The organism is Phocaeicola acetigenes, from assembly GCF_027529745.1.
In the GTDB taxonomy this organism is placed as follows: Bacteria; Bacteroidota; Bacteroidia; order Bacteroidales; family Bacteroidaceae; genus Phocaeicola; species Phocaeicola acetigenes.
In genome coordinates this window covers 556,467-580,903 of the sequence record NZ_JAPZVM010000001.1, presented here as the reverse complement: position 1 = coordinate 580,903, position 24,437 = coordinate 556,467, and the positions used below count along the sequence as shown (strand labels likewise).

Here is a 24,437-nt window from a genome sequence, read left to right as displayed (position 1 = left end):
AATCTGCTGCAAAGATATAAAAAAATAACAAAAGGGGGGGTATGAGAATCAATTAATTATTCCTTATAGTATGTTAATGAGTTGATAATAAGTATTGTGTACAATCTGATGTGAACAGGTGCCTTGGAATAAGTTGATAATTTTATGTGTTCTTTTTCGCAATCTTCTTTGATTATGTGGTAAATAAGGTCTAACTTTGCCGCGGTTTTAGAATTTCATAAGTTTAAAAGCTGGTATAAATGAAATTAATTCAAACAATTCACGAACTTCGTGTAGCACTGGATGTGCTTCGGAAAGAAGGTAAAACGATTGGCTTGGTTCCTACAATGGGAGCTTTGCACGATGGACACGCTTCGCTGGTTAAGCGGGCAGTGGCCGAAAATGATGTAGTAGTGGTCAGTGATTTTGTAAACCCTACTCAGTTTAATGATAAGAATGATTTGCTGAAATATCCGCGTACGCTGGATGCCGACTGCGCGTTGCTGGAGGCATGTGGAGCCGATTTTGTATTTGCTCCTTCTGTTGAAGAAATCTATCCAGAACCGGATACACGGCAGTTCAGCTATGCTCCGCTGGATACCGTGATGGAAGGTAAATACCGTCCGGGACACTTCAATGGGGTTTGTCAGATTGTGAGCAAATTGTTCTTGATTGTGGAGCCTACCCGTGCGTATTTTGGCGAGAAAGACTTCCAGCAGTTGGCTATTATCCGTGAAATGGTGCGCAAGTATCCTTTCGACTTGGAAATTGTAGGTTGTCCGATTGTCCGCGAAGCAGACGGATTGGCTTTGAGCAGTCGTAATGCACGTTTGTCTGCAGAACAGCGTGTGCAGGCATTGAAGATTTCAAAAACTCTGTTTGATAGTGTGGAGTATGGAAAAACTCATACATTGGCAGAAACAAAGCAATTTGTAGAAGCAGCGATTGCCGAAGCAGACGGATTGGAACTGGAGTATTTTGAAGTGGTAGATGGAAATACTTTGCAGACAGTGACAAATTGGGAGGACAGCCATTATATTGTGGGATGTATTACTGTGTTCTGCGGTGAAGTACGTTTAATTGATAATATAAAATATAAGGAGTAATTAAAGCGATGATGATAGAAGTCTTGAAATCGAAAATTCATTGCGTAACTGTCACCGAAGCCAACTTAAATTACATGGGTAGTATTACTATCGATGAAGATTTGATGGATGCAGCCAATATGATTGCAGGAGAAAAGGTGCAAATTGTAGATAATAATAACGGCGAACGTTTCGAAACCTATATTATAAAAGGTGAGCGTGGTTCCGGATGCATCTGTTTGAATGGTGCTGCTGCACGTAAGGTACAGGTAGGCGATGTGGTTATTATCATGTCGTACGCTTTGATGGATTTCGAGGAAGCCAAGTCGTTTAAACCGACTGTGGTTTTTCCGGATAGAGTGACCAATAAGATTGTGTAAGAGCAGTGTTCCTTGTGAACCAATAAACTCATCTGAAATAAAAACGTCCGGTTGTTCCTTCTATGGGAGCAGCCGGACATTTTTTATGTCATCAAGACGACATTTTATTTCTTATAATATTGTGCTAAAGCAAGTGTGCGTCGTAAAGCCATACGGGTACAGAGGAAAGAACATACCGAACCTACCAGGAATACAATACCGGTAGATGTCATGATATTCCCCAGTCCTACAATAGGCGAAACGATACCTCCGAATGCAAATCCTAAGGCTCCCAGCAGTGCAGATGCCATACCCGCATGAGTACGTTCGCTGTCCATGGCCAACGTGTTTGAAGCCGTAAAGGTCAGTCCTAACATGGAGAGCAGGCCTATCAGAAGGACTTCATAAATCCAAAAGCTGCATTCAGAACCAAGGGCTATGCAAAGCAGTGCTGAGACGACAACCATTCCCATACTACCCCGATACAGCGCTTGTTCGGGATGGGGAAATTTGACTGCACAAGCAGCCGAAATCACGATGGAAATGGCATTAATACCAAAGCAAATGCTGAACATCATGGGAGAGAATCCATAATGCTCCTGCATGATAAAAGGTGCAGAAGCAATGTTGGCAAACAATACTCCTTGTCCGAAACCAAACTGGAGAATGTAGTACATGTAACGGCGGTTATGGATTACCTTGATGAAATTAATATATACATCTTTCCATTCTGTATGAGGTCGTCGGGTACGTGGAAGTGATTCCTGAAAATGCAGACAGCCTGCCAACAGGATAATGCCTAATACGAATAAGGTCCAGAATATTCCTTGCCATCCCGTACTGTCGGCCATACTTCCTCCTGCAATGGGAGCTGCTACGGGAGCTACTCCGTTGATGGCTCCAATGATTGCCAGCATTTTTGCCAGTTCTTTTCCAGAGTATTTGTCTGCAGCAATGGAGCGGGAAATCACAATGCCACCTGCTCCAGCTATACCCTGTACAAGGCGCCATCCTACAAATTGCATAATCCGTTCCGAACAGAGGCAACCTATGGTAGACAATAAAAACAAAATCAAAGCTGCAAGTAGAGGAGGGCGTCGCCCGTATTTATCGCTCAGTGGTCCGAAAAACAATTGTCCCACAGCTAGACCTATCATACTTGCTGTAAGTCCCAGCTGCACCTGCGAAGAAGTGGTGTGGAAATAACCGGTCATTGCAGGTAAGGTGGGAAGATACATGTCGGTTACAAAGGGACCAAATGCTGTAAGCATTCCTAAAAATACCAGAATAAATAGTTGAGAGTTGTTTTGTGTCATAAAAATAGGATGTTTGAAAAACGATGCAAAAATAGACAATGTATAGGGGATGTCGGATACCATTTTCTGCGCAGTTTTTTTCATAAACGGAACAATTAGGGTATAATATTGGCTTGAAATAGCTACTTTTGTTTCATAAAAGTCAGTTTGCGATGGATACTTCTTTATTGTCTTCTCTTTCCGGAATCTATTACGAGGAAAGTAATTTGGATTTTCTGTTGCCGTCTCCGCTTTATTTTAATTGTGGGGTGCAAATACTGTGTGTGCATGGCAACGGAGTTATTTCTACAGGTGCCCAATGCTTTCATTTGCAGGAGATGTCCGAGATTATTTTCTGGGATGGAAGTATCATGCAATTGCTTCATTCCTCCGATGATTTTCAGGTAAGGATGGTACTTTATCCCAAGCGGGTGTTTCTGCAGGCTGCCGTTTCTTTGGATACAACCTTTTTCAATTACATGCGAGAATTTCCTTTGTACAATCACGGACAGGAGAAAGATGCTCAGAGTTGGGAGAAAGTCAATCTGTGGCTGGATATGGCCAAAATGCTTTTCACTCAGCCGGCCGGTCTTTTCAAGGAACGGCTGGAATTGAATTTCCTGCAGAGTATGCTGATGTGGATTTTCAGTACAATACCGGATACATATGTATCAGTAGCTCGTTCGTATACTCGTAAGCAATTATTGTTTCACCGCTTTATGCATCTGATTCACGAACATGCTCTGCGAGAACATCAGGTCGGGTTTTATGCAGACAGGCTTTGTATTTCCTCCCGTTATTTGAATGAGATAACCGTGGAGTATTCGAAAGGAAAAACGCCGAAGGAGTTGATTGATGAACAGCTGACCGTTGAGATCAAAGTCCAGCTGAATAAACTGGATTTGTCGGTAGAAGAGGTTGCAGGAATTTGTTGTTTCCCGGATTCTTCGTATCTGAGTCGCTTCTTTAAGAAGCATACAGGAATTACCCCCAAAGAGTTTCGTAATAGAGAGAAGGGAAAGCGTTTGGATTGAGAGAAATACATGAAGGAGAGGCATATGTATATGCCTGATGGAATTGCCTGGAAAAAGAAATGATGCAGGGAGTTTGTTTAATTGGAAATATAGTCTTACATTTAAAAACTGATGAGATGTATCTGTCCGACCCCTACTGCATTGATTGTCTGCAGTCGGGCTTAGATTGGAAAAAATATAGGTAGAAACAGACTGTTCAAAAGTATAATTATGAATCTCCGATTTGTCAAACTGTGTGTAGGAGGCTTGATGTTCGTAATGACTCCTCTATATGCTCAAGAGAAAAGCGCAAACGTGCAGAAACTGGAAGCCTTGCGTTATCAGCGGCAACTTCATCTGAGCACAACGTTTGTGGGAAGTATCGACTTGGCTCATCATTCCGATAATCCGGCTGCAAGGATTTTTGGGGAACCTCCTTCTGTAGCTCCTGCAGAAGATATCCGGCTTACTCATCTGTGTGGAGCACGCTGGGGATGGTATGCCGATTTCCGAGTGAAATACTATGTAAGCAAACTGGAGCATAGTGACTTTTTGGAGGGTTTTGTTTCGGCTATCTCTCCTTTAAGCTATTTTCATATAGGTTATAGCGTAGGGGGAGTGTACCGTTTGGAGGGAACGCGCTGGCAATGTTATCCCCGCGTAGGGATAGGACAGAATTTTTACGGATATAATCGTAAGAAGGAGTCGGATGGTGAGCTACGTCTGGAAAGTGACGGAAAAACATTCTGTATGGACGTAGGCATCATGACACAGTATCGTCTGACTCCTCTTTTTGCAATTACTTTTGATGTCTTGTACAGACAGCCCCTGACTTCCGCCGAGAGTTATTTGCTACTGGAAACAGAAACGGGTATGCAACCTTATTCTTATCGTAGCAGCACACTGGGCCGTGAACTGAATGTGGGCATCGGTATTAATTTCTGTTTTAGTCTGAAGAAGAAATAGCAGGCATCTCTTGTTTTATCTTGTTATAAGAGACTGGGGAAGAACAAAGGTCTGATTTCCTGAAAGGAGGGGAGAGAATACGGAAGGAGAACTGTAGTTGAAAACGAAAGTGACAAAATGTAACTTTCTCTGATGAGGCTGGTGGGCACAGAAGGAAGTTGACAAAATGTCAAATCAGACCGCTCTACACGGCTTTATTTGGACTCGGATACGAGGACGCTTGCAAATTTGCCTGTTTTTGGAGGTTCTCTGAAATCCGAATGAAACCTTAATTGACTGTTTTGCTTATTCTATCTTTTTAAAGGTGTTAAAGTGTAGCTTTTTGTAGTGTAATGGCTGGAAGCGGATACTTTTTGCCTTTTTGAAATAGATGGGTTTTAAAGTCGGTAAATGTATACAATAGGGTGAAAAAGAGATTTTACCTATGAATTGGAGGGCGAAAATCCCATTTCTTGTCGTGTTGATATACGCGACTGATAGCGTAAGCGTACGTGACTTGTCGCGTAAGCAATCGGTACAGGTATCGTAAGCCTTCGATACAAGTCGTATTTGATGGTGAAACAAGCTTGAAAAAGCTGTTGTATAGCATGGTTTAACCCTCTTTTAAAGGGTCATAAAGTAGCGTGAAGCTGTGTTTTGTGCAGAATGTGTGTTAGCTGAAAAGTGGAATTTTCTTGTTTTAGATAGCAAAATCGTTGTTTAGGTGTTATATTGATTATTTGCCGGTTGTGTGGTGGTTTAAAAGAAACCGGGATTCACTGAACAGTGAATCCCGGTTTTCTGTATGTGTATGAAACGGATTGTTCCGATTGTCATTAAAGTGCTTTTTCCTTTATGATGCCGGTGTTGTAGGCAACCAGCAGCTTTTTCAGGTCTTCTATCTGAATACTCAATTCTTTTCCCTTGTCGGTGTCTTTTACCATCATGCGTTTGCTGCTCATTTCTACCAACTGGGTAGTCGACTTAATGTCCTGGCCTTCTTCGATGGCTTTCTGTGTAGAGGTGAAAGGCTCATGCTGTACCAGCTGGAAACCGCGTGAGTGATAAACCAGTGTATAGCCGGCTATACCTGTTTCTGGTTGGTAGGCTTTCGAGAATCCTCCGTCAATCACCATCAGTTTACCATTGGCCTTGATCGGCTTTTCTCCTTTGACAGCCTTTACAGGTACGTGTCCGTTAATGATGTGACGATGCTCGCCTTCTACCTGGAACTCATCCATAATCATGTCGCATACATCCTCACGGTTGCGCAGTTCGTAGTAATAACCTTTTACTTCCTTATGTGTTTCTTTATCGCTTAAGAAGTAACGTTCAAAAGTCGCCATTTTGCTTTTATCGAAGGCTGGAGAATCTTTTCCGCACCACAGGTACCATACGTAGTCTAAAGCAAATGCCTTTTCTTTACTTTCGTTGTCGTCGAAATAAGCCTGTCGGATGAGTTGTCCTACCCGTTCCAGAAGTGCTTTTCCTTTGTACCGTTTACCTGCAATATCTACTTCTTTCAGACTGCCGTCTTCGTTTAGAGGCATGGAGGCATGATACAGCAGATTGGAGTTGCATACATTGTACATGCAGCCATAGCGGAACAGGCATTTCATGTGCTTGCGCAATTTTTCACTGCTGGTGAAAGAATGGTGCAGTTTGGTTACAATTTCCTGTTCTTCTTCGGTCAGTTTATATGGGTTGGCCGGATCGACTGTAGGGAAGTAACAGTCTCTCATTTCATATTCTTTTCCGTTCAGCATCAATGTCTTTCGTTCGAAATTGATACAGTGTAACAACATACGGTCTTCCATTTGGAATTCCGGACGGCGCTGTATGATTTCGGCTTCCAGTTTGAACTGAATCACACTGATGGCTTTGTGCATCTGTGCGATGAGGCGGATTGTCTTTTCGTTGTAAGGGCTGGCTTCCTTGTCTATTTTGGGGAAGAAATTGGTACATGGATCATCGGCATAGGCCTCCATTGCAAAAGTGGCAAGCGGCAATAGGTTGATACCGTATCCGTCTTCCAATGCAGAAAGGTTGCCGTAGCGCATGGCCAGACGCAGTACGTTGGCTATGTTGCAGTCGTTGCCTGCTGCAGCACCCATCCATAAAATATCGTGGTTTCCCCATTGGATGTCAAAGTTATGGTAGTTGCACAATATATCCATGATGATATGCGGTCCAGGACCACGGTCGAAGATATCGCCCAAGATGTGCAGTGAGTCGATTGTCAGGCGCTGAATCAGGTTGCACATTGCAATAATGAATTCATCGGCACGGTGTGTATCGATGATGGTGCGTATAATGACATTGATATAAGCCTGCTTGTTGGGTTCGATACTGCTTTCGTGAAGCAACTCCTGAATAATGTACGAGAATTCTTCGGGCAAAGCTTTACGTACTTTTGAACGTGTATATTTGGATGACACATTCTGGCATACCTTTACCAACTGGTTCAGGGTGATGACATACCAGTCTACAATATCTGTTTCTGTTTCCTTTACCAGCTGAAGCTTTTGTTCCGGATAGTAAATCAGTGTGCAGATTTCTTTCTTTTCTGTCTCGCGCAGGGTATTGCCGAAGATTTCGTTTACCTTGCGTTTGATGGCACCCGAAGCATTGCGCAGTACATGCTGGAAAGCTTCATACTCGCCGTGCAGGTCGGCCAGAAAATGTTCCGTACCTTTAGGAAGGTTCATGATTGCTTCCAGATTGATGATTTCCGTACTTGCAGCAGCAATGGTAGGGAAATTATGTGACAGCAACTCCAAATAACGGAGGTCCTGCTTGATGATTTCGGGAGTAATTTGCTTGTATATGTTCATGGGTCAGATTAAGTTATAGAAAGAACATTAAAATAAGTTGTGCGATAATGACTCTGGTAAACATGCCGAGAGGGTAGACTGTAGCATAGCTTACAGAAGGATTATCGTTGGGAATAATATCGTTGGCATAATTCAGTGCCATCGGATTGGCCATACTTCCGCAGAGCATTCCGCAGGTATTGCCAAAATCGAGACCGCAAAAGCGTAATGCGACCAAGGCCATGATAACAACCGGAATAAAAGTAATAAGGAATCCGATGCCTACCCATAAAGCACCCTCCGGGCGCATGACAGTTTCGAAGAACTGTGCTCCGGCATCAAGTCCCAGACAGGCTAAATAGAGCGACAGACCTATACCGCGCAGCATCAGGTTGGCACTGCGTGTGGTGTAAGTAAGCAGATGGAAGCGTGGACCATAGGCACCAATCAAGATACCGATAATGATAGGTCCTCCCGCCAGTCCTAATTTCACCGGAGAACTGATGCCCGGAATGGCAATAGGAATGGAACCTACAATCAATCCTAATACAATACCGATAAAGATGGAAGCAAGGTTTGGGTCTTTTAAGGTCTTGACTCTATTTCCCAACACTTTTTCTACATTCTGAATGGCAGCTGCTTCGCCTACTACGGTCAGACGGTCTCCCAACTGCAAGATAAGTCCCGGAGTGGCCAGTAGTTGTACACCGCTGCGCAGTACACGGCTGATGTTGATACCGTATGTGTTACGCAGGCGCAAAGCTCCCAGTTTCTTTCCGTTTATTTCCGGTCGCGATATGATAATATGCTTTGAAATAAGTTGGCTGTCTATGGCATTCCAGTCGATGTCTTCCTTGTTCCAGTCGCGGTTTTCCTGTTCTCCGAATAGAATAGTCAGAGCCGGAGCATCTTTCTCGGTTGTGATGACTAACAGACGGTCGTTTTCTTTCAGGATTTTGTCAGAAGTAGGAATACTTACCATACCTTCTCTCCAGATTCGTGAGATGACGAATTTGGGATAACTCATCTTGGCTATGTCCTGAATACTTTTGTTGAAGATAGCCGGATTGTGTACCTGAAAGGTAGCAATGTAAGTATGATTGGGATCATCGTGTTCCTGTTCTTCCAGATCTTTCGGACGGACAAAGAGTTTTCGTACCACAATGATGGCCAGAATGACACCGACTACTCCTAACGGATAGGTGACTGCACAACTTAGTGCAGCTCCGCTGGTCGGTTCACCCAGTTGTTTAAGGGTTTGCTGGGCAGCACCGAGTGCCGGAGTATTGGTTGTGGCACCGCATAGGATTCCCACCATGTCGGGCAGGGAAATGGAGGTGGTCTTGCTTAAGGCTACAGCCATAATGGTGCCTAACAGGATAACTCCTAATCCTAGTAAATTAAGTCTATATCCTCCTTTCTGAAAGGAACTGAAAAAACCGGGACCAACTTGTAGCCCAAGTTCGTATACGAAAATTACTAAACCAAAACTTTCTGCGTAAGTGAGCATTTGAGGGTCGATAGAGAAACCCAGATGCCCGGCGAAAATCCCCATAAAGAAAACAAATGTAACTCCCAGCGAAATTCCGCAGATATGAATTTTGCCGAGTCCTAATCCGCCTGCAATGATGAGTGATAAAATGACGACTGCCTGCAATGCGGAGTGATTGAAAAATAAATCATATAACCATTCCATGGCGCAAAGATACGTACTTTTGTTTATTGCAAGGGTTAGTTTATGCGTTTTTTATGCGGGAAAAAGAAAAAACACCCGCCAGCCTTGTGTTGCATGAGGCTGGCGGGTGTATATGGGTTGTAATACTTTGAATTGTTTTTATCGGATGAACAACAGTTCGCGGTATTTGGGCAGTGTCCACATCTGGTCGTCGATAATCAGTTCCAGCTTGTCGATGTGGTAACGGATTTGTTCCAGCATGGGGGCAATGTTGTCGTGGTAAGCAATCGCTTTGGCACGTTCTTCTGTTATGCGGTTGGCAACTTTACGTGCTTCTACCATTGCATCCACCTGTTCTTTGATGAAAGCAGTGTGTTCTGCAATCTCCTTGATGATAGCCAGATTTTCTGCCGACAGGCTTGCTGCTTCTTCTGCAGAGAAGAGAGATTTCATTTTGTAAGCGTTGTCTATCAGTTTGGTCTGGTATTCGATAGCAACCGGTACTACGTGGTTCATAACCAAATCGCCCAACACGCGTGCTTCAATCTGGATTTTCTTGGTATACATTTCCCATTTTACTTCGTTGCGTGCTTCGAGCTCTTTACGGTTCATTACTCCTGTAGATTCGAACATACGTATTGTTTCCGGTTTCAGGTAGTTGTCGAAGATAATCGGGCAGCTTGTTTCACAATCCAAACCTCTGCGTGCTGCTTCTTCTTTCCATTCGTCGCTGTATCCGTTGCCATCGAAGCGGATAGGCTTACATTCCTTGATGTATTTGCGGATTACCTGAATGATAGCAGAAATCTTAGGTTCGCCTTTTTCAATCAGTTCGTTTACATCTTCTTTGAAACGTATCAGCTGTTCAGCCATGGCTGTGTTCAAGGCTATCATGGCACTTGCACAGTTGGCTTCCGAACCCGGTGCACGGAATTCGAAACGGTTTCCTGTAAATGCAAACGGTGAAGTACGGTTGCGGTCGGTATTATCGATAAGCAATTCCGGAATCTGTGGAATATCCAGTTTCATTCCTTGCTTGCCTCCCAAAGATACCAGATCGTTGCTGGTGCTTTCTTCCAAATGATCCAGCACTTTACTAAGCTGTGTACCCAAGAAAGAAGAAATAATTGCTGGAGGCGCTTCGTGTGCTCCCAGACGGTGTGCGTTGGTTGCACTCATGATGGAAGCTTTCAGCAATCCGTTATGATGGTATACTGCCATCAGGGTATTTACAACGAAGGTAATGAAGCGCAAGTTTTCTTCAGATGTTTTACCTGGTGCCATCAGCAACACTCCATTGTCTGTACCCAATGACCAGTTGTTGTGTTTACCTGAACCGTTTACTCCCTTAAATGGCTTTTCGTGGAGCAGTACGCGGAAACCGTGATTGCGGGCGATTTTACGCATCAACGACATCACCAGCATGTTATGGTCTACTGCCAAGTTACATTCTTCGTAAATTGGAGCCAACTCAAACTGATTGGGAGCAACTTCATTATGGCGTGTCTTTACCGGAATGCCTAATTCCAATGATTGGATTTCCAGTTCTTTCATGAAAGCTGCTACACGGCTTGGAATTGCACCGAAATAATGGTCTTCCAACTGCTGGTTCTTAGATGCTTCGTGTCCCATCAAGGTACGTCCGGTGAGCAATAAGTCCGGGCGTGCTGCATAAAGGCCTTCGTCTACAAGGAAATATTCTTGTTCCCATCCCAAGTAAGAAATGATTTTCTTTACAGAAGGATCGAAATAGTGTACTACGTCCAGCGCTGCCTTTGTGACTGCTCTGATAGATTTCAGCAATGGAGTCTTGTAGTCCAGAGATTCACCTGTATATGAAATAAAAATAGTAGGAATACACAATGTATCATCTACAATGAATACTGGAGATGAAGGATCCCATGCACTGTATCCACGTGCTTCGAATGTATTTCTGATACCTCCATTGGGGAAAGATGAACCGTCTGATTCTTGCTGTACGAGCAGTTTTCCTGAAAACTCTTCCAACATGCCACCTTTTCCATCGTGCTCCACAAATGCATCGTGCTTCTCTGCAGTACCCTCGGTCAGTGGTTGGAACCAGTGAGTATAATGAGTAACTCCCATCTCAATGGCCCATCTTTTCATACCATTGGCTACTTCGTCGGCAATATTGCGATCAAGTGTTGCTCCGTTGTCTATTACGTCGATTAGTTTATTATAGACTTTGCTTGGCAGATATTTGAACATCTTTTCGCGGTTGAACACGTACTTGCCGAAGTATTCACTGGGGCGTTCTGCTGGTGAAAGTACTTCAACCGGTTTTTTGTGAAAAGCCTGTTCTACTACTCTGAATCTTAATTTTGACATAATACCTAAAGTTGTTTTTATTGTTGTTTTTATTTTAGTTGCTTATTGTTTAGCCCATTGTTGTATACGCTGCATGGCTTCTTTACATTGTTCAGTAGTATTGAAAGCCGTTAAGCGGAGATATTCATTCCCGTTTTGTCCAAATCCAATTCCTGGAGTACCTACAATATTGGCTTCATAGAGTAAAGTCTCGAAGAATTGCCAGGAGTTAAGATGGCCGGGAGCTTTTATCCAGAAGAAAGGTGCATGATTTCCACCGAAGAAAGACAGGCTTGTTTGTGAAAGCATATCTTTCATCAGTTGTGTATTGTGCATGTAATAAGATACAAATTCTTTTACTTGTTTCTTTCCTTCGGATGTGTATAGTGCTTCTGCGCTACGCTGACTGATGTAAGATGCGCCATTGAATTTGATGGAGCGATGTCGGTTCCATAATTTGTTGAGCATAATGCGCTCTCCTTTCAGTGTGGTAGCCGTGACTTCTTTGGGGATAACTGTATATCCACATCTTACTCCGGTAAAACCAGCTGTTTTGGAGAAACTTCTAAACTCTATTGCTACTTTTTTAGCTCCTTTTATTTCGTAGATGGAGTGAGGAATATCCGGATCTTGTATGTAAGCCTCATAGGTTGAGTCGTACATTATCAAGGCATCATTTTCAATGGCATAATTTACCCATTTCTTCAGCTCTGTCTTGTTCATGGCAACTCCTGTCGGATCATTGGGATAGCATAAATAGATTATGTCAATCCGCTGAGAAGGAATATGAGGCATGAACTGGTTCTCAGGTGTACAAGGCAGATAAACGACATTACTCCATAAACCTTCTTCTTCAAAACATCCGGCTCGTCCACACATCACATTCGATTCAATATAGCATGGATGAATCGGGTCGGTAACTCCGATACTGTTATCATGTCTCAAAATATCCCCGATATTACCAATGTCGGTCTTTGCTCCGTCATTGATGAATATTTCACTGGGTTCGAGTGATACACCTCTAGACAGATAATCATTCTTGAGAATAGCTTCGATAAGGAATGGATAACCTTGTCTGGGGGCATATCCGTGAAAACTATGTGAACTGGTAAATTCTTCGGCTGCTTTGTGCATGGCATTGACTGCTGCTTGAGGAAGAGGAAGGGAGACATCTCCTGAGCCTAAGTCGATGATGTGTGCCTTAGGATGAGTTACCTTGAAGGAATTGACCTTTTTTGTCACTTCAGAAAAAAAGTATTGGTCAGGTAGCTTGAGGAAATGTTCGTTTACTAATGCCATAATTTAATAGTAAAAACTATTTTGCTGCAAAAATACGAATTTTATGTCATTTGCAAAAGATTTTGTTTTATGGATTTTTACATAAAGATTGTTTTAACGTATTCTTTGTGTCTTTCTGGAAAAATATAAAATGTTCTGCCATTATATTTAGGTTTTTTTCTATTTTTGTACTGAATTTTAAATAGAACAACGACAATGAATCAGGCTTTATCTGCTACTCGTAAACAGAAAATTTTGAGAGAAACCAAAGATTATTTAATGATAGCTTTGGGTATGGTGATGTATGGTATTGGCTGGACTGCATTCCTTTTGCCTAGTGATATTCCATCGGGTGCGGTACCGGGTATTGCATCTATAGTCTATTGGGCTACAGGTTTTCCTGTTCAATATACCTATTTGATTATTAATTTTCTTCTATTATTACTGGCTTTGAAAATACTAGGCTTGAAGTTTTGTTTGAAAACGATATTTGCCGTGTTTGTATTGACTGCAATCTTAGGGGTTATTCAGAGCTTTTTTAAAGAAGGCTTGATTCACGATCAGCCGTTTATGGCATGTGTGTTGGGAGCTTCGTTTTGTGGAGGTGGTATTGGTGTAGCATTTTCCGCCAATGGAAGTACGGGTGGTACAGATATCATTGCCGCAATAGTCAATAAGTATCGTGATATCACACTAGGTCGAGTGATATTGATATGTGATGTGATTATTATTTCATCCAGTTATCTGGTGCTGCATGATTGGGAAAAGGTAGTATACGGATATACAGTATTGTTTATTTCCAGTTTTGTCTTGGATCAAGTTGTAAACAGCGCCCGCCAGTCTGTGCAGTTTTTCATTATATCTTCTAAGTATGAAGAAATAGGACGCCGTATTAATAAAGACTTGCATCGTGGAGTTACTTTCATTGATGGCGTAGGTTGTTATACTCAAAATAATGTGAAGATGATGTTTGTGCTGGCTAAGAAACGTGAGTCTAGTACTATTTTTCGCTTAATTAAAGATATAGATCCTCATGCTTTTGTCTCTCAAAGTGCTGTAATTGGTGTTTTTGGAGAAGGATTTGATAAGATAAAAGTAAAATAAACTTTAGAAACTTATGACAACAAGTGTTGAAATAGTACGGAGCATTGCTGCTCAGTACCATGTTTTGTTGAAAAAGGAAAGTATACATGCCTTGGCAGATATTCTTGTATGCAGAAAATATAAAAAAGGCGAGCGTGTTCTGAACGAAGGTGAGTATTGCAAATGCATGCGTTATATAGAAAAAGGTATGACGCGACAGTTTTATTTTAAATATGATAAAGATTTAACCGAGCATATTGCATATGAGGGGGGGATGGTGATTTGTCTGGAGAGCTATTTGAAAGAAGAGCCGACCCGTCTGATGATTGAAACGTTGGAACCTACAATCGTATGGGAAATTTATAAAAGCGAAGTAGAGGCATTGGCAGAGCAACATGCGGATATAGGTAAATTATACCGTAAGTTCTTCGAGTATTCGCTGATAGAATCGCAAATAAAGGCCGATACATTACGTTTTGAACCGGCCTATGAGCGATATATCCGTCTTTTACAACTTCATCCTGAAATATTGAAGCGTGCTCCGTTGGTTTATATAGCTTCTTTGCTGCAGATGACTCCAGAAACGTTAAGTCGTGTAAGATCTGCCAGCTTGAATGCCTGATATATTTTTAAAGAAGTAGGTATTAAAATAAAATAATACCTACTTCGAATGTAGCTTTATCGTCGAAGTTTCCACTGTGACCATATGTCTTTGTCCAGCTGTATCCACCGGATGCAAAGACACCTATCTTCTTGCTTATATTATATTCAATGTTGACGCGTGGCTGGAGTGCATACAATCGTGCTGGATATCCATTGTCTTTGTTTTTCAGGCTTTCGATATGATAATATCCCATATCGGCACTGATTTCTAACTGGGGGAGGATAGGATAATATACTCCTGCACGATAGAACGCGCTGAAAGAAAACTTGGCATCCGTATCAAAATAATAGGCACCTGTACCGATTTGGGTATATGTGTGTTGGTTTTTAAAGCGCACTGCTACATTTACCTTGTTCAGATTACCTCCGGAGATAATCAATTGGGGACGTGTACGTGGGTTCCAGTTGACCAGTCCGATCTGCCGTGCAGAAATACTGTCTTGGCTGATGTTGATAAGTCCCAATTGCCATCCCTTGTTTCTTTTGGTTTCTACATTGCTTACTCCTATTTGTAATCCTCTGTTCTGTTCGCTGTAGTTTGCCAGTCCAAGCTGTAATCCTTTATTGTTGACAGTCACATTGCCTAATCCGGCCAACTGTACCCCTTTATTGCTTTCTCCCGCTACATTGAGCAAAGCCGACAGTTGAACTCCTTTGATACTGTTGCCATTTACATTCATTAATCCACCGATTGACATACCCGAATAATCCTGACCGTTGATATTGGCCAGTCCGGCTATATGTACACCACCGGAAGATTTTCCACTCAGATTAATCAATCCTCCAAGAAAGAATCCTCTGGTGCTTCCATTGACTACGTTACCAATGCCGGAGAGTTGAAACCCATTGGCTTCTTTGCCGCTTACGTTCATCAATCCAGATAATACCATTCCATTGGATGTTTTTCCTGTTACGTTGGCAATGCCGGCAATTTGCAGACCGGACATATTTAATCCTGTTACGTTAGTAATACCGGCAACTTGTATTCCTTTAACGTATTGGTGAGTAATACTTGAAATGGCATTGAGGCCAAAGCCTTGCAAATTGGCATAATTACTAAGCAAGCCAATATTTACATAAGTCTGAGGAGGATCCTTTTTCTTATTGGTAATACTGAGAGCCATATTGGGCCCTTTTTTGAGACCTTTTGGTTTGGCCGAGTAGGAACTATTTGTTCCTGTCAGGACAAAGCCTAACAGGAACAATGCTATGAGTTGTTTGTTTGATTTCATTTGAACTTACTTTATATCCTGATATAAGAAGCGTTTGATACTCTTTTTAGGAGTTTTTTCAAACTCTTCTGGTTGTATAGTGATACGAGTGATCTGTGAGTATCCCGGAAGTTCTTCATTCAAAGCTATACGGTTGTTTTCCATTACCTGCGCAATGTCGGCATCAGTCATTCCCTGTGCATATGCTTCTTCAAAGTCGGGATATACAAGTGCCGTCAGTTTGTGGTCGGCCTGTTGGATGACAATGTTTTCTGCGACCAAAGGCATATTGGCCAATTTATCCTCGATTTCTTCCGGATAAATATTTTGTCCCGATGGTCCTAACAACATATTCTTGCTACGGCCTTTGATAGTAATGTTTCCTGCTGCATCCATTACTCCTAAATCGCCAGTATGCAGCCATCCGTCTTTGTCGATGACCTGAGCTGTTGCTTCGGGGTTCTTGTAGTAGCCCAACATTACGTTATCACCTCGTGTCAGAATTTCTCCTACTATATTTTCCGGGTCCGGACTGTCGATACGCACTTCCATACGTGGAGCTGATTTTCCGCAAGATCCCGGCTTGAAGCGTTTCCAGTCTTCATAACTGATAATAGGGGCACATTCTGTCATTCCGTACCCTACCGTATAAGGGAAGTCAATACTTTTCAGTAATTGCTCTACTTCCTGATTGAAGGCTGCTCCACCTATGATAATTTCGTGGAAATTACCTCCGAATCCCTGTATCATGTGTTCGCGTACGGTAGCCTTGATCTTATCGTTGATAATAGGTACCTTAAGCAGGATTTTCATTTTCAGTGTTTCCAACTTAGGCAATACGTTTTTCTTGATAATCTTTTCAATAATAAGAGGTACTGCGATGACAATATGTGGTTTTACTTCTGCAAAGGCCTGGAAGATAATCTTCGGACTTGGCATACGGGTGAGGAAGTAAACATGACATCCGCACGCAACTTCGTATAAAAATTCGAAAGCCAGACCATACATGTGTGCCATGGGAAGCATGGATACCACTCTGTCTCCCGGTTTGAGTGGCAGAACCTCGAAAGCGAACTGTGTGTTAGACCATAAAGCACGGTAAGGTATCATTACTCCCTTGGACGCACTGGTTGTGCCAGAGGTATAATTGATGACTGCCAGTTCTTCTGTTTCATCACGGCGGTAACTTACGTGTTCACGACGGAAATTACGAGGGAATTTACGCCCGAACAATTCGTTGAGGTGCTCGCGTGCGTATTCCAACTGCTTACTGCGGCATACCAGTAATGTAAAATCTGTCATTAGGATAATACCTTCCAGTTGCGGCATTTCCTTTTCGTCGAGCGACTCCCATATTACATCTCCTGCAAAGAGAAGGCGTGCACCCGAGTGATTGACAATGTTATGTATATTGTCTGCTTTAAATTCGTGAAGAATGGGGACTGCTACAGCTCCATAAGTCAGGATGGCCAGAAAAGCCACTCCCCAATGTGAACTGTTCCGTCCGCAAATGGCTACCTTGTCGCCAGGTTGTATTCCGCTCTCGGCAAGCAGAATATGCAATTTCTCTATTTTACGAGCTACGTCCTTATACTGCAAGGTTGCACCTTTATAGTCGGTCAGAGCATCCAAATCCCAATTTTTTTTGATGCTTTCTTCTATAAAAGCTAAAAAACTTTTTTCCATAATTTAAAATTTAAACTGCACATAGGGGCAGTAGTTTGTGCAAATATAGCTTTTTATTCTTTGTCGGGCAATTTATTTCTATGCAAAATCATATCGGAATACGATAGAATAAATTTCTTGAATGTAAATGAATCTTTTGCCGGATGGATATTTTTTTGCATTAGTGATGTACGATTCTTCTTCTTTTTTTATAACTTTGAGAAAGAGGCTTTTCCGCATATTGATGAAGAAAGTTGATGAAAGGGAAAATCAGTCGGTCATTGAATTATTCACTTAAATAAAAATGCCTATGAAAAAGTATGTAGCTGAATTAATCGGAACTTTGGTTCTGGTATTGATGGGATGCGGCAGTGCCGTGTTTGCTGGAAATATAGCCGGAACGGTAGGTGATGGAGTTGGGACCTTGGGTGTGGCTTTCGCTTTCGGACTTGCGGTGGTCGCTATGGCTTATACCATAGGAAATATTTCGGGTTGCCACATAAATCCGGCTATTACCTTGGGTGTATGGCTTTCGGGAAGAATGAGAACGAAGCGTGCCATGATGTATATGCTGTTTCAGGTGGTAGGCGGTATTTTAGGGGCACTGTTGCTTTCCTTGCTGGTGGCAACCGGTGCACATGAAGGGCCAACATTCACGGGTGCCAATAGCTTTGCACCCGAACATATGTGGCAGGCATTTCTTGCCGAAACGGTGTTTACGGCATTATTTGTATGGGTTGTATTGGGTACTACCGACGAGAAGAAAGGAGCCGGCAATATGGCCGGTCTGGTGATTGGTCTTACTTTGGTATTGGTACATATTGTTTGTATCCCTATCACCGGTACCTCTGTGAATCCGGCCCGTAGTATTGGACCGGCCTTGATGGAAGGTGGTCAGGCTATGGGACAATTGTGGCTGTTTATTGTTGCTCCTATGCTTGGAGGAGCAATTGCCGCTGGAGTCTGGAGGTTTATTAAGTCGGAAGCTTAGAATAAAAACAAAGGCTGGTTCAATTTGATGATGCATCAAGTGAACCAGCCTTTATGATGTGTATGCAATGTATTCCGGAAATGGATTGGTATTTTAGCCGACGTAGTCGGCTGTACAATCGGCGTAGTCAATTATGGAATCGGCGTCGTTGATTATACAGCCGACGGCGTCGGCTAAAGCATATTATCAGTATCGTATCTGAATTTATCGTTCATCGGGCCATGCACAAACCTTTTGAGTGGCTTTGATTACAGGCCGTTGAGCATTGGCTTGGCGGAGGTAGTTACCCAATTCTTTCGAAAGTTCATTTACTATTTCAGGATAGACTTTGGAGAGATCGTTTTGTTCACCGATATCTTCTCTGACATTGTATAGTCTTTTTTGTCCTGTCTCCCAAGTGTAAATCAGGTGATAGTCTCCTTTCAAAATAGCGGAATATGCTCCGTAGCCTTCTTCTGTATTTTGGGTTTCTCCCCAAAGGTTAGGGAAATGCCAGTAGATGGGACGTTCGTATCGATAAGCAGGCTGTTTCAAGGCTTTTACGAAACTGACTCCGTCGATAGTCTGTACAGGAGAATATTGTGTAACACCTGCCATCTCGAGTATGGTGGGGTAGAAATCTTCTACCATCACACGCTGGTCGTTGAGCGAGTTTCCTTCGGTTACTCCCGGCCAGTATACCATCATCGGTTCGCGTACGCCTCCCATGAAAGCAGAGCCTTTTCCTGCTCTTGCTGGGAAGTTCTGGTCTCGGTTTTCACGTCCCTGTCGTACGTTGTTCAATCCTTGTCCTCCATTGTCCGACATAAACAGTATGATGGTGTTCTGTTTTACTTCCGGGTTCTTTTCCAAGAAGTCCAAGATATCCCCCAAACTCTTGTCCATACCTTCTACAATGGCCGCATATCGGGCTTCGTTTTCATTGAGCCCAGCCTGAAGCTGTTCGTCGAACTTACCGCGGTATTTGTCCGAAAAACGTTTGTCATTATTGTAGGGCGAATGAACTGCATAGTGCGACATGTACAGATAAAACGGTTTATTTTCTGCAATAGGTTTTTTCAGCGCTTCCAGTGCTTCTATCGTGAGTGCTTCGGTAAGGAAAATATCCTGTCCGTAATATTTCTCCATTCCTTTTACTTCTTGCGGGCTTCCTTTTCCGAAGAATTCTGTTCCCAGATAGCTTCCTGGTGCTCCGTTTGCTCCTCCGGCAATATTCACGTCGAATCCCATTGTTGCAGGATTGGCTCCCGGAGTAGTTTTTGCACCAAAATGGGCTTTCCCGCAATGGATGGTGTAATATCCGTTATCGTGTAAGATTTTGGGGAGTGAAGTAATAGGTGTGGTATTTTTACGATTGTATGCAGTGGTTACCGTATCCGGTTGGATGCCGTTGTAGTTCCAGTCTGGAATATCGAGGGTTGCACTGGGAGCATCTGTCTTTTCATCATAGTTCAGGGTCCAGTTGGTTACCCGATGGCGTGCTGCATTCATTCCCGACATAATACTGCAACGGGTAGGGGATGATACGGCACAGGCATATGCTTCTGTAAAACGGACTCCCATTTGAGCCATACGCTCCATGTTGGGAGTATGGTAACGTTTGTTCAGATTGGTTTTCTCGTTGTTGTAAAAAGGAACAGATGTATCTTGCCATCCCATATCGTCTACTAAAAACAGGATGATATTAGGTGTGTTACTGTTCGGTGTATTGGCTGCGGCAGAGACAATCGGACTGATTGCCAGTGAGATTAACAAAGATTTGTTCATGAGTTTGTATGGTTTTATAGAAAAGTAGGCTAATACCACCAGGGGGTATTCCCTTGTCTGCTTTCTACTCCTATACTGATGGCTGCGCTTTCTCCAATCTTAAAATTGAACATGCCGCCAAATCTGTCAGGATTGTAGTTGGGCAGGGGATAGTAGTATTGGGGACGTTGAGGTGTCAGTGATTTGACTCCATAAGCTGTAAAACTGATCCGGTCTGTCAGCTGGAAAGCGGCTACCCCTGCAATTCCTACTTGCTGATAGTTTACGAATCCCCAGTTCATGTTGCTTGCATAAAGTCCGCCTGCAATGCTGATGCGGTTGCTTACCGGAACGGCATACATGAATGCTGCATCTTGTCCGAATCCGACGCCTGAAGGGGCATAACGACTGGGACTGAATGTAAGGTTTAGTCCGATGGAAGCATTGAAGCCTTTGTGCAACTCCCATGTCGAGAAGCCATATCCAAAAGGAGTAATACCGTATAAGCCAAAGGGTCTGTATATTCCGGATTCTACGACTGGTGACTGTAATGGTACATAAAGACTGTCGTTAGAAGCTGATATGGGTGAACATACTAAACTGTCCGGTTGGACTTCCGTTTGTGCCAGTCCGGCAACAGGCAGCAGTAATCCTATGAGGCTGAATAGACTTTTCATGGTTGCAACAATATAAGGGAGACTGATTGGTTTATACAGAACAGGGAAAATATTTCCCCTGTTCTGTTCACTTATACTTATTCTTCGTGATTGCTGTAATATTTCATAAACTGGGTACGTTCGAACGGGTTTACGTCTCCACATGCAGAAGCGTTCATTTTGCCCTGGAATTGAGAAATCGTATTGTATCCCTGTTCGTTCATCCATTCTGCCAGTTCTTTCTCCATTTTTGCAATTTCTTTTGCACCATATTGATAAATAACGCTGCAAATTTCTACAGCCGATGCACCTGCTAAAATGGATTTGATAACACCTTTGCCGCAATGTACACCACCAGATACAGCATAGTCTATCTGTGGAACTTCCGCAGAAGCAATTGCTGTCCAGCGCAGACGGCTTGCCAGTTCTTGAGGAGTACTCATTACGTTGGTGTTTGTAAAGCTTAGTGTGTCAATGTTGAAGTCGGGCTGGTAGAAACGGTTGAATAAAACAACGGCAGCTGCTCCGTTGGCATAAAGCTGGTTGATAAGAGCTATAGGATTGGTAAAGTTCATTCCTAATTTGATAATTATAGGAATGTTGACAACCTTCTTTACATGGCAGAGAATATCGATATGGCGCTGCTCAAAGCTACCGAATTTATAATCTTTGTCGATCTGCAATGACAAGATGTTCAGCTCCAAAGCATCAGCTCCTGCGTTCTGCATCATTGCTGCAAAGTCAGTCCATTCACTGTCGCTGTAGCAGTTGATGCTGGCGATGACAGGAATAGAGCATTCTTTTTTTGCCTGTTCGATGAGGCTGATGTGTTCGCTCAATGCATGTGAGCGTACATAAGCTCCCAAATAGTCGTCTGCTTCAGGAGAACCATAGCCCTGCATGGAACCTGCCTGCATGTTGATTTGTTCTTCGAAAACAGATTTAAGTACAACGGCTGCTGCATCGGCTTCTTCCAGTTTTTTTATTTTCTCTACACTGTTAGTCAATCCCGAACTACTGATAATAATGGGATTTTTCAGTGATAATCCTGCAAATGTAGTTTTCAATTGTTCCATATTGCTTGTTTTTTTAATAAATTCTTTCTCCGAATATTTTACTGCCTACTCGTACCAGGGTACTTCCTGCTTCTATCGCGAGTGGATAATCGTGCGACATTCCCATCGAAATTTCCCGGAATGTATCTCTGTCAGCAAAATAATTCTGTTTGATTTCGTTGAAGAACCGTTTTAGTGAATCAAATTCTCTTTTTATTTCTGTTTCATCTTCTGTGAAAGTAGCCATTCCCATCAATCCGGCAATGCAGATATGTGTGAGGTTTTTCCATTCTCCGGCTTCAAGCATTTTTCTGCATTCCTGAAAGGTAAAACCGTATTTGCTTTCTTCTTGTGCGATGTGTATTTCGAGAAGGCAAGGTATTACTCTGCCGTTTTTGGCTGCTTGTTTGTCGATTTCGGCTAACAGCTTGTAAGAATCGACGGCATGTATCATGGCGATATAGGGAGCAATATACTTGACCTTGTTGGTTTGTAAATGTCCAATGAAGTGCCATTCTATATCTTTGGGTAACGTTTCATATTTGCCGGTAAGTTCTTGTACCTTACTTTCTCCAAATATACGTTGCCCTGCCCGATAAGCCTGTTCTATCGATTCATTAGGGTGAAACTTCGATACCGCTACCAGTTTTACCTGTGCAGGTAAACTGGTAAGTACTTCCTTTAAATTTGCTTGGATGTCCATAGGCGGTTGGATATTATTTATCTTTTGTCTGCGTCAGGGAACTCTGGCTTTACATCAGGTTCGGCAGAATAAGGGTATACATCCATGATAGCTGTTTCGGCTACGGATGCAATGGAATAGTCTGCCATTGTTCCTTTCATTCCTTCATCCAGTTTCTTGACAGCATCCCGTAAGTCAGCTGCCTGTACCAGTACGTTGGTTGCAGTCTTTTTTTCTGCTCCGCTTTTTTCATCGAGTGTGATGAAGTACAATTTGCATTTAAACCAACGGTCTGCACTGTCTTCCTCACAGGGGAAAAGTTCGCTGTAGTTGGCTCTTTTGATATCGGAAACTGTAAATTCTCCGCTGATAAAAGGAGTTATTTCTTCAATAATACGTGATTCTGCTTCTGTAAAACTGAGTGCATCTACCAAGTAAGGTTCTGTTACTTTCTTGTTCATTCCATTTTCCATGACTTTTTCGTAACGAATCTTACATTCAAACCAATTATGCATCATAATGACTGTTTTTTCTTTTAAGGGTTAGTATCTTTTATGCAAAGATAAATTAAAAAATACAGACTATCGACTTCTTCATGGCAGAAAGTAATTCACTTTTCTATCCTTTATTCTCTCAGTTTGCACCGGTTTTGTTGCATGAACTCCTGTATGGCTTGTGCGTGTTTCCCAAGTAACATCACATGATGATTGCCTAACGGATTTTTTAAGAAATAAGAAACAGGCTTGTCCAGTTTTATTCTTAACTGTGTACGGCAGGCTGTAAGAAGATTCATGTTTTCCGTCAAGTATCCCTCTGTGACAAAATATTCATCCAGACATTCTCCTCCACAACGGAAAATGGTCACATCGCCAGGGTGTACGATACCTTGTATACCAATACCTGTAGCTGCTTCGAAATGATCACGGATGATGTAGCTGTCTGTCATGCTGGTAGGTATTGAACAATGTGCTAATAGCAGTTCGTTGTTCTGGGTATCGATAAAAGCCGGATTGCCCATAAAACAAGTTTGTCCTGTCAGAGCCTTTGCCATCAGAAGTGTCATGATTGCCTGTAAATCACCTTCGCATCCGGAAGGTATTCCTTCGTCATTGAGCAAAGAACTGGCAAGGCAACCGGTCAGTTGTAATTCTTCTGTCAATAATGCTCCGGACAGAGTGACCGCATCTAGTTTCTCTTCTTTGCAAATGGTTTTGACAGCCTTGTATAAACGCATTTCTTGAAGTAAAATCTCGGGGGTCGTGTCTTGACAAGCTTGTGCCCGGGTTGCAAAAAGAGAAGCTTCTACTCCCACTTCATCATCTGTAATTTGATTGTATAATTTATAGACTTCTTCTATTGGAATATCTACATATGTCACTCCCCATCTTTTGCTGGCAAGCAGATAGTCTACATGGCAAGCCACTAGCCAGGAAGATGGAGTGCCCACGACACCGATTCTCTTTCCTTTTAGGTAATGACGTGCCTGGAAAGCTTGATGATGTTGCAGTACTTGACTAACCATTTCCTGTGTACGGCCATGGATTATCTGTACTTTCATGTCCTTGCTTCGAATCCATGCAGCAATTTCCATTGCCGCTGCCAATGAATTGTTCAGTCCGTCGGTCAGTAAAGTAATGGGATAGGGGAAGATGCTGAAATTACTGATTACTTTATCTTCTACCTGTCCGCTTGCTATGAAAGCCATCTTGTAAGAATTGCTTGGAATTGTATCTGCATCTTTATAGTTTATAAGATGAAGCGTGAAATGGTTTTCCAAAGCAACAAATAGATCTTTGTGGCTTTCATAAACTTGCTCTTTTCTGTAATTACCGGAAGTGAATATAATAAGGTATAAATCCATGATTCTGAATATTTGTGTTAACTGCTAATTCAAATATATGTTTTTATTTTGAGC

General features: G+C 42.5%; 20 protein-coding genes. 7 read left to right on the top strand and 13 right to left on the bottom strand.

All coding sequences use genetic code 11. The features are described from left to right. Positions 1-239: 239 nt before the first annotated feature. Both panC and panD read left to right on the top strand, forming a co-directional pair. Entirely contained in the window at positions 240-1,085 is an 846-nt protein-coding gene (panC, locus tag O6P32_RS02525; protein ID WP_269876586.1) for a pantoate--beta-alanine ligase, read from the top strand. 8 nt (positions 1,086-1,093) lie between these two features. Further along, positions 1,094-1,444, top strand: coding sequence for an aspartate 1-decarboxylase (gene panD / locus O6P32_RS02520; RefSeq protein ID WP_178267426.1), 351 nt, complete (start codon positions 1,094-1,096; stop codon positions 1,442-1,444). Between the two features lie 104 nt (positions 1,445-1,548). Here the strand turns inward: panD and O6P32_RS02515 are convergent, their stop codons facing one another. Then, positions 1,549-2,739 (bottom strand): multidrug effflux MFS transporter, encoded by a 1,191-nt coding sequence (locus O6P32_RS02515; protein ID WP_269876646.1) that lies wholly within the window; start codon positions 2,737-2,739, stop codon positions 1,549-1,551. A gap of 152 nt (positions 2,740-2,891) precedes the next feature. Here O6P32_RS02515 and O6P32_RS02510 point away from each other — a divergent pair, with 152 nt between their 5' ends. Both O6P32_RS02510 and O6P32_RS02505 read left to right on the top strand, forming a co-directional pair. After that, positions 2,892-3,752, top strand: coding sequence for a helix-turn-helix domain-containing protein (locus O6P32_RS02510; protein ID WP_269876585.1), 861 nt, complete (start codon positions 2,892-2,894; stop codon positions 3,750-3,752). Between the two features lie 210 nt (positions 3,753-3,962). Then, entirely contained in the window at positions 3,963-4,697 is a 735-nt protein-coding gene (locus O6P32_RS02505; protein WP_178267423.1) for a hypothetical protein, read from the top strand. Between the two features lie 815 nt (positions 4,698-5,512). Here O6P32_RS02505 and O6P32_RS02500 read toward each other — a convergent pair. From O6P32_RS02500 to O6P32_RS02485, 4 genes are all read right to left on the bottom strand, one after another. Next, on the bottom strand, positions 5,513-7,510 hold the full coding sequence (locus O6P32_RS02500) for a fructose-1,6-bisphosphatase (RefSeq protein ID WP_269876584.1): 1,998 nt from the start codon (positions 7,508-7,510) through the stop codon (positions 5,513-5,515). Between the two features lie 13 nt (positions 7,511-7,523). Next, complete coding sequence (locus O6P32_RS02495) at positions 7,524-9,185, bottom strand: putative transporter (protein WP_269876582.1); 1,662 nt, start codon at positions 9,183-9,185, stop codon at positions 7,524-7,526. A 138-nt stretch (positions 9,186-9,323) separates the two neighbouring features. After that, positions 9,324-11,513 (bottom strand): glutamine synthetase III family protein, encoded by a 2,190-nt coding sequence (locus tag O6P32_RS02490; RefSeq protein WP_178267420.1) that lies wholly within the window; start codon positions 11,511-11,513, stop codon positions 9,324-9,326. Positions 11,514-11,555: 42 nt separating this feature from the next. Then, on the bottom strand, positions 11,556-12,791 hold the full coding sequence (locus O6P32_RS02485; RefSeq protein ID WP_269876581.1) for an LL-diaminopimelate aminotransferase: 1,236 nt from the start codon (positions 12,789-12,791) through the stop codon (positions 11,556-11,558). Between the two features lie 195 nt (positions 12,792-12,986). Between O6P32_RS02485 and O6P32_RS02480 the strand changes: the two genes are divergently transcribed. Both O6P32_RS02480 and O6P32_RS02475 read left to right on the top strand, forming a co-directional pair. Beyond that, positions 12,987-13,874 (top strand): YitT family protein, encoded by an 888-nt coding sequence (locus O6P32_RS02480; protein WP_178267418.1) that lies wholly within the window; start codon positions 12,987-12,989, stop codon positions 13,872-13,874. Positions 13,875-13,887: 13 nt separating this feature from the next. After that, on the top strand, positions 13,888-14,475 hold the full coding sequence (locus O6P32_RS02475) for a Crp/Fnr family transcriptional regulator (RefSeq protein WP_269876580.1): 588 nt from the start codon (positions 13,888-13,890) through the stop codon (positions 14,473-14,475). Positions 14,476-14,497: 22 nt separating this feature from the next. Here O6P32_RS02475 and O6P32_RS02470 read toward each other — a convergent pair whose 3' ends face one another. Together O6P32_RS02470 and O6P32_RS02465 are read right to left on the bottom strand one after the other, a co-directional pair. Beyond that, entirely contained in the window at positions 14,498-15,748 is a 1,251-nt protein-coding gene (locus tag O6P32_RS02470) for a hypothetical protein (protein WP_269876579.1), read from the bottom strand. Positions 15,749-15,754: 6 nt separating this feature from the next. Continuing rightward, positions 15,755-17,413 carry an AMP-binding protein gene (locus O6P32_RS02465; RefSeq protein WP_178267415.1) on the bottom strand — a complete coding sequence of 553 codons (1,659 nt, stop codon included), beginning with the start codon at positions 17,411-17,413 and terminating at the stop codon, positions 15,755-15,757. A gap of 289 nt (positions 17,414-17,702) precedes the next feature. On the opposite strand from O6P32_RS02465, the gene O6P32_RS02460 reads away from it, so the two are divergent. Then, positions 17,703-18,383 carry an MIP family channel protein gene (locus O6P32_RS02460; RefSeq protein ID WP_178267414.1) on the top strand — a complete coding sequence of 227 codons (681 nt, stop codon included), beginning with the start codon at positions 17,703-17,705 and terminating at the stop codon, positions 18,381-18,383. A 204-nt stretch (positions 18,384-18,587) separates the two neighbouring features. Here the strand turns inward: O6P32_RS02460 and O6P32_RS02455 are convergent, their stop codons facing one another. The 6 genes from O6P32_RS02455 to O6P32_RS02430 form a co-directional block, all read right to left on the bottom strand. After that, positions 18,588-20,150 carry a sulfatase gene (locus O6P32_RS02455; protein WP_269876578.1) on the bottom strand — a complete coding sequence of 521 codons (1,563 nt, stop codon included), beginning with the start codon at positions 20,148-20,150 and terminating at the stop codon, positions 18,588-18,590. Positions 20,151-20,179: 29 nt separating this feature from the next. Then, positions 20,180-20,806, bottom strand: a complete 627-nt coding sequence (locus O6P32_RS02450) for a hypothetical protein (RefSeq protein WP_269876577.1) — start codon at positions 20,804-20,806, stop codon at positions 20,180-20,182. Between the two features lie 77 nt (positions 20,807-20,883). Next, positions 20,884-21,861, bottom strand: a complete 978-nt coding sequence (locus tag O6P32_RS02445; RefSeq protein ID WP_269876576.1) for a dihydroorotate dehydrogenase-like protein — start codon at positions 21,859-21,861, stop codon at positions 20,884-20,886. A 13-nt stretch (positions 21,862-21,874) separates the two neighbouring features. Continuing rightward, positions 21,875-22,543 (bottom strand): YggS family pyridoxal phosphate-dependent enzyme, encoded by a 669-nt coding sequence (locus O6P32_RS02440; protein WP_269876575.1) that lies wholly within the window; start codon positions 22,541-22,543, stop codon positions 21,875-21,877. Between the two features lie 17 nt (positions 22,544-22,560). Then, positions 22,561-23,043: a DUF4494 domain-containing protein gene (locus O6P32_RS02435; RefSeq protein WP_178267434.1), complete on the bottom strand. Its 483-nt coding sequence runs from the start codon at positions 23,041-23,043 to the stop codon at positions 22,561-22,563. Between the two features lie 104 nt (positions 23,044-23,147). Continuing rightward, positions 23,148-24,383: a fucose isomerase gene (locus O6P32_RS02430; protein WP_269876574.1), complete on the bottom strand. Its 1,236-nt coding sequence runs from the start codon at positions 24,381-24,383 to the stop codon at positions 23,148-23,150. Positions 24,384-24,437 lie beyond the last annotated feature (54 nt).